Below are 13,984 nucleotides of genomic sequence, written 5' to 3'. Positions count from 1 at the left end.
CCCTCCCCCGAAAACACTTGCAAGCGACTGCAAACCCGCAAGCCCCGATCGCATCAAAGAGTGCGGAGTAAAGCATTAAGCTGAAGGAGATTCCAGGAATCACGAACACCGCAGCAAGTTCGCGCACTCAAACCAAACAGAATGCAGAAGGAGGCCTGCCTATAGCAGAATTAGGGAGTTTTCGAGCACTAACAGCGGCAATCTGACCATGGGAATCATCCTGCGGGCACAGATTGCACATAGAAAGGAAGCGTGACCGTCTAGCCAGATGTGAATATAGGTAACAATCAGAGCTGGCATCTTCACCCCACAGGACCGTTCACATCCCCGAGACCATGAGGAAATACTCACGAGAACTTCCGCACACTAAGCCTTCGCGTTAAACGAACAGGATGCCGACCTTACCAACTTCCATTATCAAAAAAAATACGCATTTTCTTTAAAGGCCGTAGGAGTATTCATCAATCTAGACGCACCACTTAACGTGCAGACAACCGAATCCTGCGCTTCTCGCCTGACAGGCCAAAAACAACCAGCAAAGGCCCCACTGCCAGCCCCACGATCAAAGCCGTCAACACCAGCACCGCAACAGGCATGGCCGGCGCCACCCAGCCAAACAGCACCAACGACACATCACCCTGATTTTCCAGCACGAAGAACAGCACCACCGCAGACAATAGCAACACGAACAACGCCACCAGGGCGCGCTTGAGATTACGCATCAGGCTGCTCCTCCTCTTCATTGACCCGATCACGCAGCTCTTTGCCAGGCTTGAAGTGCGGCACGTACTTGCCGTCCAGGCTGACCGACTGACCAGTCTTTGGGTTGCGACCTACCCGCGGCGCACGGTAGTGCAGGGAAAAGCTGCCAAAGCCACGAATCTCGATACGATCCCCGGTCGCCAGGCACTGCGACATCTGTTCGAGCATGGTCTTGATGGCCAACTCGACGTCCTTGGACGAGAGCAGCCCCTGATGGGTGACAATACGTTCGATCAGCTCCGACTTCGTCATATTTTTCCCTTCGTTATCAAGCAGCTAGATCATTGCTTAATCAGTTTGTAGCACGCTCCGAGCGATTTGAACAGGCCGGTTCTTGACTAAACAAAAAAATTCAAGATAAGGATTGTTCACAAGTTGTGACAAGCCGCCTGCGCTCGAGCCAAGGCACCGAAGCTTCGGCCCCACCGAGAAATCACAGGCACAAAAAAGGGCGACCCGAGGGTCGCCCTTTTTACCGATCAAACAGAACTCAGTTCTGCTTGGCCATAGCTTCGCGCAGCAGCGCAGCCATGGTGGTATCGGCAGCCGCTTCCGGAGCGTTTTTCAGGCTCTGGATGGCTTCGCGCTCTTCAGCATCGTCCTTCGACTTGATGGACAGGCTGATGACGCGGGACTTGCGGTCGACGCTGATGATCTTGGCTTCGATCTCTTCGCCTTCCTTCAGCACGTTACGGGCGTCTTCAACGCGGTCACGGCTGATTTCGGAAGCTTTCAGAGTAGCTTCGATGTCGTCGGCCAGGGTCACGATAGCGCCCTTGGCGTCAACTTCCTTGACGATACCCTTGACGATAGCGCCCTTGTCGTTGACAGCAACGAAGTTGGAGAACGGATCGTCTTCCAGCTGCTTGATGCCCAGGGAGATGCGCTCGCGCTCTGGGTCAACCGACAGGATGACGGTTTCCAGCTCGTCGCCTTTCTTGAAGCGACGCACGGCTTCTTCGCCGGCTTCGTTCCAGGAGATGTCGGACAGGTGAACCAGACCGTCGATGCCGCCGTCCAGGCCGATGAAGATACCGAAGTCGGTGATCGACTTGATGGTACCGGTGATCTTGTCACCCTTGTTGAACTGGCCGGAGAAGTCTTCCCATGGGTTGGACTTGCACTGCTTGATGCCCAGGGAGATACGACGACGCTCTTCGTCGATGTCCAGAACCATGACTTCCACTTCGTCGCCAACCTGAACGACTTTCGACGGGTGGATGTTCTTGTTGGTCCAGTCCATTTCGGAAACGTGTACCAGACCTTCAACGCCTTCTTCCAGCTCAGCGAAGCAGCCGTAGTCGGTCAGGTTGGTAACGCGAGCAGTCACACGGGTGCTCTCTGGGTAACGGGCTTTGATAGCAACCCATGGGTCTTCGCCCAGTTGCTTCAGGCCCAGCGAAACGCGGTTGCGCTCACGATCGTACTTCAGGACCTTGACGTCGATCTCGTCACCAACGTTGACGATCTCGGACGGGTGCTTGATACGCTTCCAGGCCATGTCGGTGATGTGCAGCAGACCATCGACGCCGCCCAGGTCAACGAACGCACCGTAGTCGGTGAGGTTCTTGACGATACCTTTGACCTGCTGGCCTTCCTGCAGCGATTCCAGCAGAGCTTCGCGCTCGGCGCTGTTTTCGGCTTCCAGGACGCTGCGACGGGAAACGACAACGTTGTTGCGCTTCTGGTCCAGCTTGATGACCTTGAATTCCAGCTCTTTGCCTTCGAGGTGGGTGGTGTCGCGCACTGGGCGGACATCAACCAGGGAGCCCGGCAGGAACGCACGGATGCCGTTAACGTCGACAGTGAAGCCGCCTTTAACCTTACCGTTGATAACGCCCTTGACCACTTCTTCAGCAGCGAAAGCAGCTTCCAGAACAATCCAGCACTCGGCGCGCTTGGCTTTTTCACGGGACAGCTTGGTTTCGCCGAAGCCGTCTTCGACCGCGTCCAGCGCAACGTGAACTTCGTCACCGACCTTGATGGTCAGTTCGCCAGTTTCGTTGTAGAACTGCTCGAGCGGGATGACACCCTCGGACTTCAGGCCAGCGTGTACGGTAACCCAGTCGCCGTCGATGTCGACAACGATACCGGTGATGATTGCACCCGGCTGAAGATTGAGGGTTTTCAGGCTTTCTTCAAAGAGTTCTGCAAAGCTTTCGCTCATTTTAATTCCTGTAGATTCGGGCGAAAAAGACGCCCATAGCCACATTCCAGACAATGTGGGTTTCGTTAAGTTAAGAAGCGCTGACAGGACGTTGACTGGTGCCCCTGCCCGCTCTCCTCTCCATCAGGCCAAGTCGCGCAGGGCGAGCTCGCTTCTGATGCGTTGCAGCACCTGCTCGATGGACAACTCCGTGGAATCCAGCTGGATTGCATCGGCCGCCGGCTTGAGCGGGGCCACTGCACGCTGGGTATCACGCTCATCGCGCGCACGGATCTCATCTAGCAGACTCGACAGACTAACATCTTCGCCCTTGCCCTTCAACTGCAGGTAACGGCGACGGGCACGTTCCTCGGCACTGGCGGTAAGGAACACTTTCAACGGCGCGTCCGGGAACACCACGGTACCCATGTCGCGACCGTCGGCGATCAGCCCGGGGGCTTCACGGAAAGCACGCTGGCGCTGCAGCAGCGCCTCGCGCACAGCGGGCAGCGAGGCGACCATCGAGGCCCCGGCACCGACGGTCTCGGTGCGAATGGCATTGCTGACATCCTCGCCTTCGAGAATGATCTGCTGCAGCTTGCCCGGCTCCGCCGCGACGAACTGCACGTCCAGATGCGCAGCCAGCGCCTTGAGCAGCTCTTCGTTGGTCAGGTCGACGCCATGGTTGCTGGCGTTGAACGCCAGCAGGCGGTACAGGGCGCCTGAATCGAGCAGGCGCCAGCCGAGCTCACGGGCCAGCAGGCCCGCCACGGTACCTTTGCCTGAGCCGCTCGGCCCGTCGATGGTGATGACCGGTGCTTGCGGGTTCACGACTTGCCCTCTTCGGCGACGCGGATGCCGACTTCCTTGCACAGCGCCAGGAAGTTGGGGAACGACGTGGCGACGTTGGCGCAGTCATGGATCACGATCGGCGCACTGGCGCGCAGCGAGGCGATACTGAAGGCCATGGCGATGCGATGGTCGCCGTGGCCGTGCACTTCGCCGCCGCCGATCTGCCCGCCATCGATGATGATGCCGTCCGGGGTTGGCTCGCACTTCACGCCCAGGGCGATCAGGCCGTCAGCCATCACCTGAATGCGGTCCGACTCCTTGACCCGCAGTTCTTCAGCGCCACGCAGCACGGTACGCCCTTCAGCGCAGGCGGCGGCGACGAACAGCACCGGGAACTCGTCGATAGCCAGCGGCACCAGCTCTTCCGGGATATCGATCCCCTTGAGCCTGGCGCCGCGCACGCGCAGGTCGGCCACCGGCTCGCCGCCGACCTCACGCTGGTTCTCCAGGGTGATGTCACCGCCCATCAGGCGCAGGATGTCGATTACGCCGGTGCGGGTCGGGTTGATACCGACGTGTTCCAGAACCAGGTCGGAACCCTCGGCGATGGACGCTGCCACCAGGAAGAACGCCGAGGAGGAAATATCCGCCGGCACTTCGATACGGGTGGCGGTGAGCTTGCCACCGGACTGCAGGGAGGCTACCGGACCGTTCGACTCGACCGCGTAGCCAAAGCCGCGCAGCATGCGCTCGGTGTGGTCACGGGTAGGCGCAGGCTCGGTGACGGTGGTGGTGCCTTCGGCGTACAGGCCAGCCAGCAGCAGGCAGGACTTGACCTGGGCACTGGCCATCGGCAGCGTGTAGTTCAGCGCCTTGAGCTTGTGCCCACCACGGATGATCAGCGGCGGACGACCTTCAGGGCCGGTCTCGACCACAGCACCCATTTCACGCAGCGGATTGGCCACGCGGTTCATCGGGCGCTTGGACAGCGAGGCGTCGCCGGTCATGGTGGTGTCGAACGATTGCGCCGCCAGCAGGCCGGACAGCAGGCGCATCGAGGTGCCGGAGTTGCCCACGTACAGCGGCCCGGGCGGTGGCTTCAGGCCGTGCAGGCCAACACCGTGAATGGTCACGCGACCATGGTGCGGCCCTTCGATGACCACGCCCATGTCACGGAAGGCCTGCAAGGTCGCCAGGGCGTCTTCACCCTCGAGGAAACCTTCGACCTCCGTCGTGCCCTCGGCCAGCGAGCCGAGCATGATCGAGCGGTGGGAAATCGATTTGTCGCCAGGTACGCGGATCCGTCCGGACACGCGGCCACCCGGTTGGGCCAGGAAAATCAGATCGTTGGCGTTCATAGCGTCCACATAGGCCCGGCGGGCAAGGATTTTACTGAAATGCTCGCGGGCAACCCGGGCGCGGGTGAACACACCCAGCAGTTGGTGCCCGTCCCCAGCATCGACCGCGTCGCGCAAGGCGTCGAGGTCACTGCGAAATGTATCGAGAGTGCGCAGGACCGCCTCGCGATTGGCGAGGAAGATGTCATGCCACATGATCGGGTCGCTGCCGGCGATTCTCGTGAAATCGCGGAAGCCTCCCGCAGCGTACCGGAAGATCTCCAGGTTTTCATTGCGCTTGGCCAGCGAGTCGACCAGGCCGAAGGCCAGCAGGTGCGGCAGGTGGCTGGTGGCGGCCAGCACTTCGTCATGGCGCTCCACCGACATATGCTCGACATCGGCATCCAGCGCTCGCCAGAGGCGATCAACCAGGGCGAGCGCGCCCGGCTCGGTTTCCGCCAGCGGCGTGAGGATCACCTTGTGCCGACGGAACAGCGCCGCATTGGAGGCCTCCACCCCACTCTGCTCGGACCCGGCGATCGGGTGCCCCGGCACGAAGCGCGGCAGGCGCTCGGCGAACGCCTCGCGCGCGGCACGCACCACATTGCCCTTGGCGCTGCCCACGTCGGTGATCACCGCATTACCCAGGTCGAGCTGGGCCAGGCGAGCCAGGACTTTCTCCATGGCCAGGATCGGCACAGCCAACTGGATCACGTCGGCGCCGACACAAGCGGCCGCAAGGTCTGCCTCGCAGCGATCGACCACGCCCAGCGCCACGGCTTGTTTGCGCGACTCGGCATCGAGATCGACGCCGACCACCTCGCGGCACAGGCCGCTTTCGCGCAGCCCCTTGGCGAAGGAGCCGCCGATCAGACCGAGGCCGACCACGACCAGGCGACCGACAATCGGTGCGGATTTGTTTGTTACAGCATCAACCACGAGTGCAAACCCTGTTCAGAAATCAAGACAGCCTGTAAGCCCATCGCGGGACAAGCCCGCTCCCACGAGACCCGCGATGAACCTTGAAACATACGTCAGAGCACCGCTTTCGGATAAGAGCCCAACACCTTCAGCGCCACAGCCTCTTGGCTGATCTGCTCAAGCACCGCCTTGATCAGCGGATCACGGTGATGACCGACAAAGTCGATGAAGAACACGTAGGTCCACTTACCGCTGCGCGACGGACGGGTCTCGATGCGCGTCAGGTCGATGCCGTTTTCGTGGAACGGCACCAGCAGCTCGTGCAGAGCGCCAGGCTTGTTGCTCATGGAGACGATGATCGAAGTCTTGTCGTCGCCGGTCGGCGGCACTTCTTGGCTACCGATCATCAGGAAGCGCGTGGAGTTGTCCGGGCGGTCCTCGATCTTTTCGGCCAGACGGGTCAGACCATACAAGTTGGCCGCCATGTCGCCGGCGATCGCCGCCGAATTCCACTCGCCCTTGACCCGCTTGGCCGCCTCGGCGTTGCTCGACACAGCCACGCGCTCGACGTTCGGGTAATGGGCGTCCAGCCACTTGCGGCACTGGGCCAGCGACTGGGCGTGGGAGTAGATGCGGGTGATGCTGTCGGTCTTGGTGTTCTCGCCCACCAGCAGGTGATGGTGGATACGCAGCTCGACTTCACCGCAGATCACCATGTCATGCTCAAGGAAGCTGTCCAGCGTGTGGCTGACGGCACCCTCGGTGGAGTTCTCCACCGGCACCACGCCGAAATTGACCGCTCCAGCCGCCACTTCACGGAACACCTCGTCGATGGCCGCCATCGGGCGGCTGACCACGGCATGGCCGAAGTGCTTCATGGCCGCAGCTTGGGTGAAGGTCCCTTCAGGGCCGAGGTAGGCCACTTTCAGCGGCTCTTCCAGCGCCAGGCAGGAGGACATGATCTCGCGGAACAGCCGCGCCATCTCTTCGTTGTCCAGCGGCCCTTGATTACGCTCCATGACGCGCTTGAGCACCGCGGCCTCGCGCTCGGGGCGGTAGAACACCGGCGCCTCGCCTGCAGGCAGCGATGCGGTCTTGACCTTGGCCACTTCCTGGGCGCAACGGGCGCGTTCGCTGATCAGCTCGAGGATCTTCTCGTCGAGGCTGTCGATGCGCACGCGCAGGGCCTTGAGCTCCTGATCGGACATCAGCCGTGCTCCTTCTCGAATTCACCCATGTACTGCACCAGCGCCTCGACAGCCTCCAGGCCCAGGGCGTTGTAGATCGAGGCGCGCATGCCGCCGACCGAACGGTGTCCCTTGAGGTTGAGCAGGCCACGGGCATCGGCGCCGGCCAGGAAGGCCTTGTCCAGACGCTCGTCGGCCAGGCGGAACGGCACGTTCATCCACGAACGGGCGTTGACGCTGATCGGGTTGGTGTAGAACTCGCTGGCATCGATGAAGCCGTACAGGCGCTCTTTCTTGGCGCGGTTGCGCTGCTCCATGGCCTCGACGCCACCCTGCTCCTTGAGCCACTCGAACACCAGGCCCGAGAGGTACCAGGAATAGGTGGCCGGAGTGTTGTACATCGAGCCGTTATCAGCCGACACCTTATAGTCGAGCATGGTCGGGCAGCTGCTGCGGGCACGGCCCAGCAGGTCTTCGCGCACGACCACCACCACCAGGCCGCTCGGGCCGATGTTCTTCTGCGCGCCGGCATAGATCAGGCCGTACTGCGACACGTCGATCGGGCGCGACAGGATGTCCGAGGACATGTCGACCACCAGCGGGACGTCACCAGTCTCGGGTACCCAGTCGAACTGCAGGCCACCAATGGTCTCGTTGGACGCATAGTGTACGTAGGCGGCGTTGCGGGTCAGCTGCCACTCGTTCTGGCCAGGGATGGCCAGGTAGTCGTAGGGCTTGGCGCTGGCAGCAACGTTGATAGTGCCGAAGCGGCGCGCTTCCTCGATGGCCTTCTTCGACCAGATGCCGGTCTCGACGTAGTCGGCGGTGCCATTTTCCGGCAGCAGGTTCAGCGGAATCTCGGCGAACTGCTGGCTGGCGCCGCCCTGCAGGAACAGCACCTTGTAGTTGGAGGGGACGGACAGCAGGTCGCGCAGGTCCTGCTCGGCCTTTTCGGCAATGGCCACATAGTCGTCGCTGCGATGGCTCATTTCCATCACCGACAGACCCTTGCCGCGCCAGTCCAGCATCTCGGCCTGGGCGCGCTGCAGCACGGCATCAGGAAGCGCGGCAGGGCCTGCGCAGAAGTTAAAGGCTCGTTTGCTCACATCCACTCTCGCTCTGCCAAATAGAACAAAATCGTAATTCGCTGCCGACCAGTCAAGACTGTGTCGCCGGCACCAGGGCTGCCTTGCAGCGCCAATGCCCCACCTTCATCAGTCAAACGGGGCGACCTTGGTCGCCCCGCTCGGGTTGTTGCATCGATTATTCCTGAGGTGCCTCTTCAGCGCCGGCATCGTCGTCACCCACCGCATCGAGCGGGGCGCCCTCCTCGTCCGTCTCGATCAGTTCATCGAGCTCTTCCTCGGAGGGTTCCTGGACGCGCTCAAGCCCCACCAGCGTCTCGTCGGTGGCCAGCTTGATCAGCGTGACACCCTGGGTGTTACGGCCCAGGCTGGACACCTCGCCGACCCGTGTACGCACCAGCGTGCCCTGGTCGGAGATCAGCATGATCTCTTCGCCTTCCTGCACCTGGATAGCGCCGATCAGCAGACCGTTACGCCCCTTGGTACCCATGGCGATCACACCCTGGCCGCCACGGCCGCGACGCGGGAACTTGGACAGCGGAGTGCGCTTGCCAAAGCCACGCTCGGAAGCGGTGAGGATCTGCGCGCCGGACTCCGGAATCAGCATGGAAATGATCTGCTGACCCTTGCCCAGCTTCATGCCGCGCACGCCACGGGCGGTACGGCCCATCTCGCGCACCACGCTCTCGGCGAAGCGGATCACCTTGCCGGCGTCGGAGAACATCATGACTTCCTTGGCGCCATCGGTGATGGCGGCGGCGATCAGGGTGTCACCTTCCTTGAGCTTCAGGGCAATCAGGCCGTTGGTACGCGGACGGGCGAACTGCACCAGCGGAGTCTTCTTGACGGTACCGGAGGCGGTGGCCATGAAGATGTAGGCGCCGGTCGCTTCGGCGGCCCACTCAGGGGTGTCGCCATCTTCCTCGTCGATTTCTTCGACATCCACCAGCTCGCCTTCAATCACGCTGTCGTCGCTGTCCTCCAGCTCTTCCTCTGGATCTGCGTGCTGCTGCAGCGCCTCAAGATCGATCTGCAGCATGGCGGTGATGCGCTCACCTTCTTCCAACGGCAGCAGGTTGACCAGCGGGCGGCCGCGGGCGGCGCGGGAGGCCTCGGGAATTTCGTAGGTCTTCTTCCAGTACACCTTGCCCTTGCTGGAGAACAGCAGCAGGGTGGCGTGGCTGTTGGCGACCAGCAGGTGCTCGATGTAGTCCTCGTCCTTGACGCCTGTGGCCGACTTGCCCTTGCCACCACGGCGCTGGGCCTGGTACGCGGACAATGGCTGGGTCTTGGCGTAGCCACCATGGGAGATGGTCACCACACGCTCTTCTTCGGGGATCATGTCGCCGTAGTTGAGGTCGTGGCTGGCATTGAGGATTTCGGTGCGGCGGGCATCGCCGTACTCGGCGCGGATCGCTTCAAGCTCCTCGCGAATCACTTCCATCAGGCGCTCGGCGCTGCTGAGGATGCGGATCAGCTCGCCGATCTGCTCGAGGATCTCCTGGTACTCGGCCAGCAGCTTCTCGTGCTCCAGGCCGGTCAGGCGGTGCAGGCGCAGCTCCAGGATCGCCTGGGCCTGTTCCGGCGACAGGTAGTACTTGCCTTCGCGCAGGCCGTACTGCTCCGGCAGGTCTTCCGGACGGCACGACTCGGCACCGGCGCGCTCAACCATGACCTGCACCGCGCTGGATTCCCAGGCCGTGCTGATCAGCGCTTCCTTGGCTTCGGACGGCGTCGGCGAGGCCTTGATCAGGGCGATGACCGGGTCGATGTTGGACAGCGCGACCGCCTGGCCTTCAAGGATGTGACCACGCTCGCGGGCCTTGCGCAGTTCGAACACGGTGCGGCGGGTAACCACCTCGCGGCGGTGACGGACGAACGCCTCGAGCAGGTCCTTCAGGTTCAGCAGGCGCGGACGACCGTCGATCAGGGCGACGATGTTGATGCCGAACACGCTCTGCAGCTGGGTCTGCTGGTAGAGGTTGTTGAGCACTACCTCCGGCACCTCGCCGCGACGCAGCTCGATGACGATGCGCATGCCGTCCTTGTCGGACTCGTCGCGCAGCTCGGTGATGCCTTCGATCTTCTTCTCTTTGACCAGCTCGGCGATCTTCTCGATCAGGCGCGCCTTGTTCAGCTGGTACGGCAGCTCGGTGACCACGATCTGCTGGCGGCCGCCGACCTTGTCGATGTCCTCGATCTCGGAGCGGGCACGCATATAGATGCGGCCACGGCCGGTGCGATAGGCCTCGATGATGCCCTGGCGGCCGTTGATCAGGCCCGCCGTCGGGAAGTCCGGCCCCGGGATGAACTGCATCAGCTCATCGACCGTGATGTCGGAGTTGTCGATCAGCGCCAAGCAACCGTCGATCACTTCACCGAGGTTGTGCGGCGGGATGTTCGTCGCCATGCCCACGGCGATACCGCTGGAACCGTTGACCAGCAGGTTGGGGATCTTGGTCGGCATGACCGCCGGGATCTGCTCGGTACCGTCGTAGTTCGGCACCCAGTCGACGGTCTCTTTGTGCAGGTCGGCCAGCAGTTCATGGGCCAGCTTGGACATGCGCACTTCGGTGTATCGCATGGCCGCGGCGTTGTCGCCGTCCACCGAACCGAAGTTGCCCTGGCCATCGACCAGCAGGTAGCGCAGCGAGAATGGCTGGGCCATGCGCACGATGGTGTCATACACGGCGGTGTCGCCGTGCGGGTGGTACTTACCGATCACGTCACCGACCACACGGGCGGATTTCTTGTACGGCTTGTTCCAGTCGTTGCCCAGTTCGCTCATCGCATACAGAACGCGACGATGCACGGGCTTCAAGCCGTCACGCGCATCGGGCAGCGCTCGCCCGACAATAACGCTCATCGCGTAGTCGAGGTAAGACTGTCTCAGTTCGTCTTCGATATTGACCGGGAGGATTTCTTTGGCCAGTTCGCCCATGAGAAGCCTGATTCCTTTTTCTGGTGAAACTTCGCCTGATCCCTCGAAGGACGAACGAAGCTCGCCGCCGCAGCGCAATTGGGGTGCGACGACTTACGACAAATCAATGAGTTGTGCCATGGATCTGCGCAATGAAGGCCGCGGTAAAGAGCGGCCTTGGAAACTGCCGGATGGTATCACAAACGCTACGCGCATGGGAGATATGGCAGGTTGCCGTACAGTACCATCCGCACGGATGGAAAAACGCCTCAGTGGAGGCGTTTGCGGCACATCAACTGGGCGATTTTTGCTGTATCCGGGCGCTCGACCACACCCTTTTCGGTGACGATCACGTCGATCAGGTCGGCCGGTGTGACATCAACCACCGGGTTATAGGCCTCGACATCAGCGGTCACCTGGATCCCGGACACCTCCAGCAGCTCTTCCTCACCGCGGGTCTCCAGCGGGATATCCTCACCGGTGGGCAGGTTCAGATCGATGCTGGTGCTCGGCGCCACCACCATGAACCGCAGCCCGTGGTGCATGGCCGCCACCGCCATCTGGTAGGTGCCGATCTTCGCCGCCACATCGCCATTGGCGGCAATGCAGTCGGCGCCGACCACCACCCAGGTGATGCCTTTGGTCTTCATCAGGTGCCCGGCCGCCGCGTCGGCGACCACGGTCACCGGCACACCGTCGGCGGCCAGTTCCCAGGCGGTCAGGCGCGAACCCTGCAGCCACGGTCGCGACTCGCAGGCATAGACCTGCTCGACCATGCCCTCCAGGGTGGCGGCGCGGATCACCCCCAGGGCGGTGCCGAAGCCGCCGGTGGCCAGGGCTCCGGCGTTGCCATGGGTAAGCAGGGCCTGCTCACTGCCCTGGTGCCTGCGGATCTGCTCGACGCCGAACTGGGCCATGGTCAGGTTGGCCTCGCGATCGCTCTGGTGAATCGCCACCGCCTCGGCCTCCATCACCTTCAGCACGTCTTCATCCGGGCGCAGGCGCTGCAGGCGCTCACGCATGCGGTTGAGCGCCCAGAACAAGTTGGCCGGGGTGGGTCGCGCCTCGCCGAGCATCATGAAGTCTTCCTCGAGACTCTCCTCCCAGCTATCGCCTTCGGCCAGGCGACGGCGCAGCGCCAGTACCAGGCCGTAGGCGGCGCAGATGCCGATCGCCGGAGCGCCACGCACAGCCATGTCGCTGATCGCCTCAGCCACCTCGGCCGCCTCGGTGCAGGCCAGCCAGCACTGCTCAAGCGGCAGCAGGCGCTGGTCGAGCAGGTGCAGCACGCCGTCGCGCCACTCGATGCCCGTCACCGTCTCCGCCGCCATCAGTTGCTCGCGCATCGCCTCTCCCCGTCGCCCTGGCATCAAAAGCCGGCGATTATAGCGAGCCTGCGTCGCGGACGCTCGGGTATACTGCGCGTTTAGCCGAACCGATCCAGGTATATATCGCGCATGCCCATCGCCACTCCCCTCCTCGACCTGCTGCTTGTGCCGGACTGGCTGGTCCCTGTCGAGCCGGCCGGCGTCGTGCTGGAGGGCCATGCGCTGGGCATCCGCGACGGCCAGATCGCCTGGCTTGGCCCACGCGAGCGGGCGCCACAAGCGCGGGAAGTGCGAACGCTGCCCGAGTGCCTGCTGACGCCTGGGCTGGTCAACGCCCATGGCCACGCCGCCATGACCCTGTTTCGCGGCCTGGCCGACGACCTGCCACTGATGACCTGGCTGCAGGAACACATCTGGCCCGCCGAGGGCCGCTGGGTGGATGAAGCCTTCGTGCGCGACGGCACCGACCTGGCCATCGCCGAACAGCTCAAGGGCGGCATCACCTGCTTCGCCGACATGTATTTCTATCCCCGCGAGGCCTGCGACCGCGTGCACCGCAGCGGCATCCGCGCACAGATCGCCGTGCCGCTGCTGGATTTCCCCATCCCCGGCGCACGCACCCCGGACGAGGCCCTGCACCTGGCCATCGAACTGTTCAGCGACCTGCGCCACCACCCGCGCATCACCATTGCCCTGGGCCCGCACGCCCCCTACACGGTGAATGACCAGAACCTGGAGAAGATCCGGGTGATCGCCGACCAGCTGGACGCACCGCTGCACATGCACATCCACGAGACCGCCAGCGAAGTCGAGCAGGCGCTCAAGGACAACGGCGAGCGGCCGCTGGCGCGCCTCGCGCGCCTGGGCCTGCTGGGGCCGAACCTGCAAGCGGTGCACATGACCCAGATCAGCGACGAAGACCTGGCGCTGCTGGTAGAAAGCAACACCAGCGTGGTCCACTGCCCCGAATCCAACCTCAAGCTGGCCAGCGGTTTCTGCCCGGTGGAGCGCCTGTGGCAGGCCGGGGTGAACGTGGCCGTCGGCACCGATGGCGCCGCCAGCAACAATGACCTCGACCTGCTCGGTGAAACCCGCACCGCCGCGCTGCTGGCCAAGGCCGTCGCCGGTTCGGCCACTGCCCTGGACGCCCACCGGGCGCTGCGCATGGCCACGCTCAATGGCGCCCGGGCGCTCGGGCTGGAGGCGATCACCGGCTCGCTCGAAGTGGGCAAGGCCGCCGACCTGGCCGTCTTCGACCTGTCGGGGCTGGCGCAGCAACCGGTGCACGACCCTGTCTCGCAACTGATCTATGCCACCGGTCGCGACTACGTGAAGGATGTCTGGGTCGCCGGGCAACAACTGGTCGAGGACCGCCGCCTGACCCAAATGGACGAAGCCACGCTGGCCGCCAACGCCCGCGCCTGGGGAGCCCGCATCGGCGGGCGCAACGAATGAACGGCCGGCAGCTGAGGCTGCCGGCCCGCGACACTATTTATCGAAGATTCA

10 protein-coding genes are annotated in these 13,984 nt (G+C 62.9%); 1 reads left to right on the top strand and 9 read right to left on the bottom strand.

Annotated elements, in window-relative coordinates; all coding sequences use genetic code 11:
* Positions 1-479: 479 nt before the first annotated feature.
* The 9 genes from ABZO33_RS12430 to mtnA all read right to left on the bottom strand — a co-directional run bounded on the left by ABZO33_RS12430 (position 480) and on the right by mtnA (position 12,496).
* Complete coding sequence (locus tag ABZO33_RS12430; protein ID WP_414536259.1) at positions 480-722, bottom strand: DUF1049 domain-containing protein; 243 nt, start codon at positions 720-722, stop codon at positions 480-482.
* The gene (ihfB, locus tag ABZO33_RS12425) at positions 715-1,014 is read right to left on the bottom strand and encodes an integration host factor subunit beta (RefSeq protein WP_414536258.1); all 300 of its coding nucleotides are present in this window, start codon (positions 1,012-1,014) and stop codon (positions 715-717) included. The genes ABZO33_RS12430 and ihfB overlap by 8 nt, the downstream gene beginning before the upstream one ends.
* 238 nt (positions 1,015-1,252) lie before the next feature.
* Positions 1,253-2,929, bottom strand: a complete 1,677-nt coding sequence (gene rpsA, locus ABZO33_RS12420) for a 30S ribosomal protein S1 (RefSeq protein ID WP_046856619.1) — start codon at positions 2,927-2,929, stop codon at positions 1,253-1,255.
* A 123-nt stretch (positions 2,930-3,052) separates the two neighbouring features.
* Positions 3,053-3,739 carry a (d)CMP kinase gene (gene cmk / locus ABZO33_RS12415; protein ID WP_414536257.1) on the bottom strand — a complete coding sequence of 229 codons (687 nt, stop codon included), beginning with the start codon at positions 3,737-3,739 and terminating at the stop codon, positions 3,053-3,055.
* Complete coding sequence (locus ABZO33_RS12410; RefSeq protein ID WP_414536347.1) at positions 3,736-5,943, bottom strand: bifunctional prephenate dehydrogenase/3-phosphoshikimate 1-carboxyvinyltransferase; 2,208 nt, start codon at positions 5,941-5,943, stop codon at positions 3,736-3,738. The genes cmk and ABZO33_RS12410 overlap by 4 nt, the downstream gene beginning before the upstream one ends.
* A 128-nt stretch (positions 5,944-6,071) precedes the next feature.
* Positions 6,072-7,166, bottom strand: coding sequence for a prephenate dehydratase (gene pheA, locus ABZO33_RS12405; protein ID WP_414536256.1), 1,095 nt, complete (start codon positions 7,164-7,166; stop codon positions 6,072-6,074).
* Positions 7,166-8,251 carry a 3-phosphoserine/phosphohydroxythreonine transaminase gene (gene serC / locus ABZO33_RS12400; RefSeq protein WP_414536255.1) on the bottom strand — a complete coding sequence of 362 codons (1,086 nt, stop codon included), beginning with the start codon at positions 8,249-8,251 and terminating at the stop codon, positions 7,166-7,168. The genes pheA and serC overlap by 1 nt, the downstream gene beginning before the upstream one ends.
* Positions 8,252-8,408: 157 nt before the next feature.
* Positions 8,409-11,171 carry a DNA gyrase subunit A gene (gene gyrA / locus ABZO33_RS12395; protein ID WP_414536254.1) on the bottom strand — a complete coding sequence of 921 codons (2,763 nt, stop codon included), beginning with the start codon at positions 11,169-11,171 and terminating at the stop codon, positions 8,409-8,411.
* Between the two features lie 248 nt (positions 11,172-11,419).
* Positions 11,420-12,496 carry an S-methyl-5-thioribose-1-phosphate isomerase gene (mtnA, locus tag ABZO33_RS12390; protein ID WP_414536253.1) on the bottom strand — a complete coding sequence of 359 codons (1,077 nt, stop codon included), beginning with the start codon at positions 12,494-12,496 and terminating at the stop codon, positions 11,420-11,422.
* Between the two features lie 111 nt (positions 12,497-12,607).
* Between mtnA and ABZO33_RS12385 the strand changes: the two genes are divergently transcribed.
* On the top strand, positions 12,608-13,933 hold the full coding sequence (locus tag ABZO33_RS12385) for a TRZ/ATZ family hydrolase (protein WP_414536252.1): 1,326 nt from the start codon (positions 12,608-12,610) through the stop codon (positions 13,931-13,933).
* Positions 13,934-13,984 lie beyond the last annotated feature (51 nt).

Origin of the sequence: Pseudomonas sp. CAM1A (assembly GCF_047501685.1) — a bacterium.
Classification (GTDB): Bacteria; Pseudomonadota; Gammaproteobacteria; order Pseudomonadales; family Pseudomonadaceae; genus Aquipseudomonas.
The sequence above is the reverse complement of the archived record's forward strand: the minus strand, read 5'-3'. Positions and strand labels throughout refer to the sequence as shown.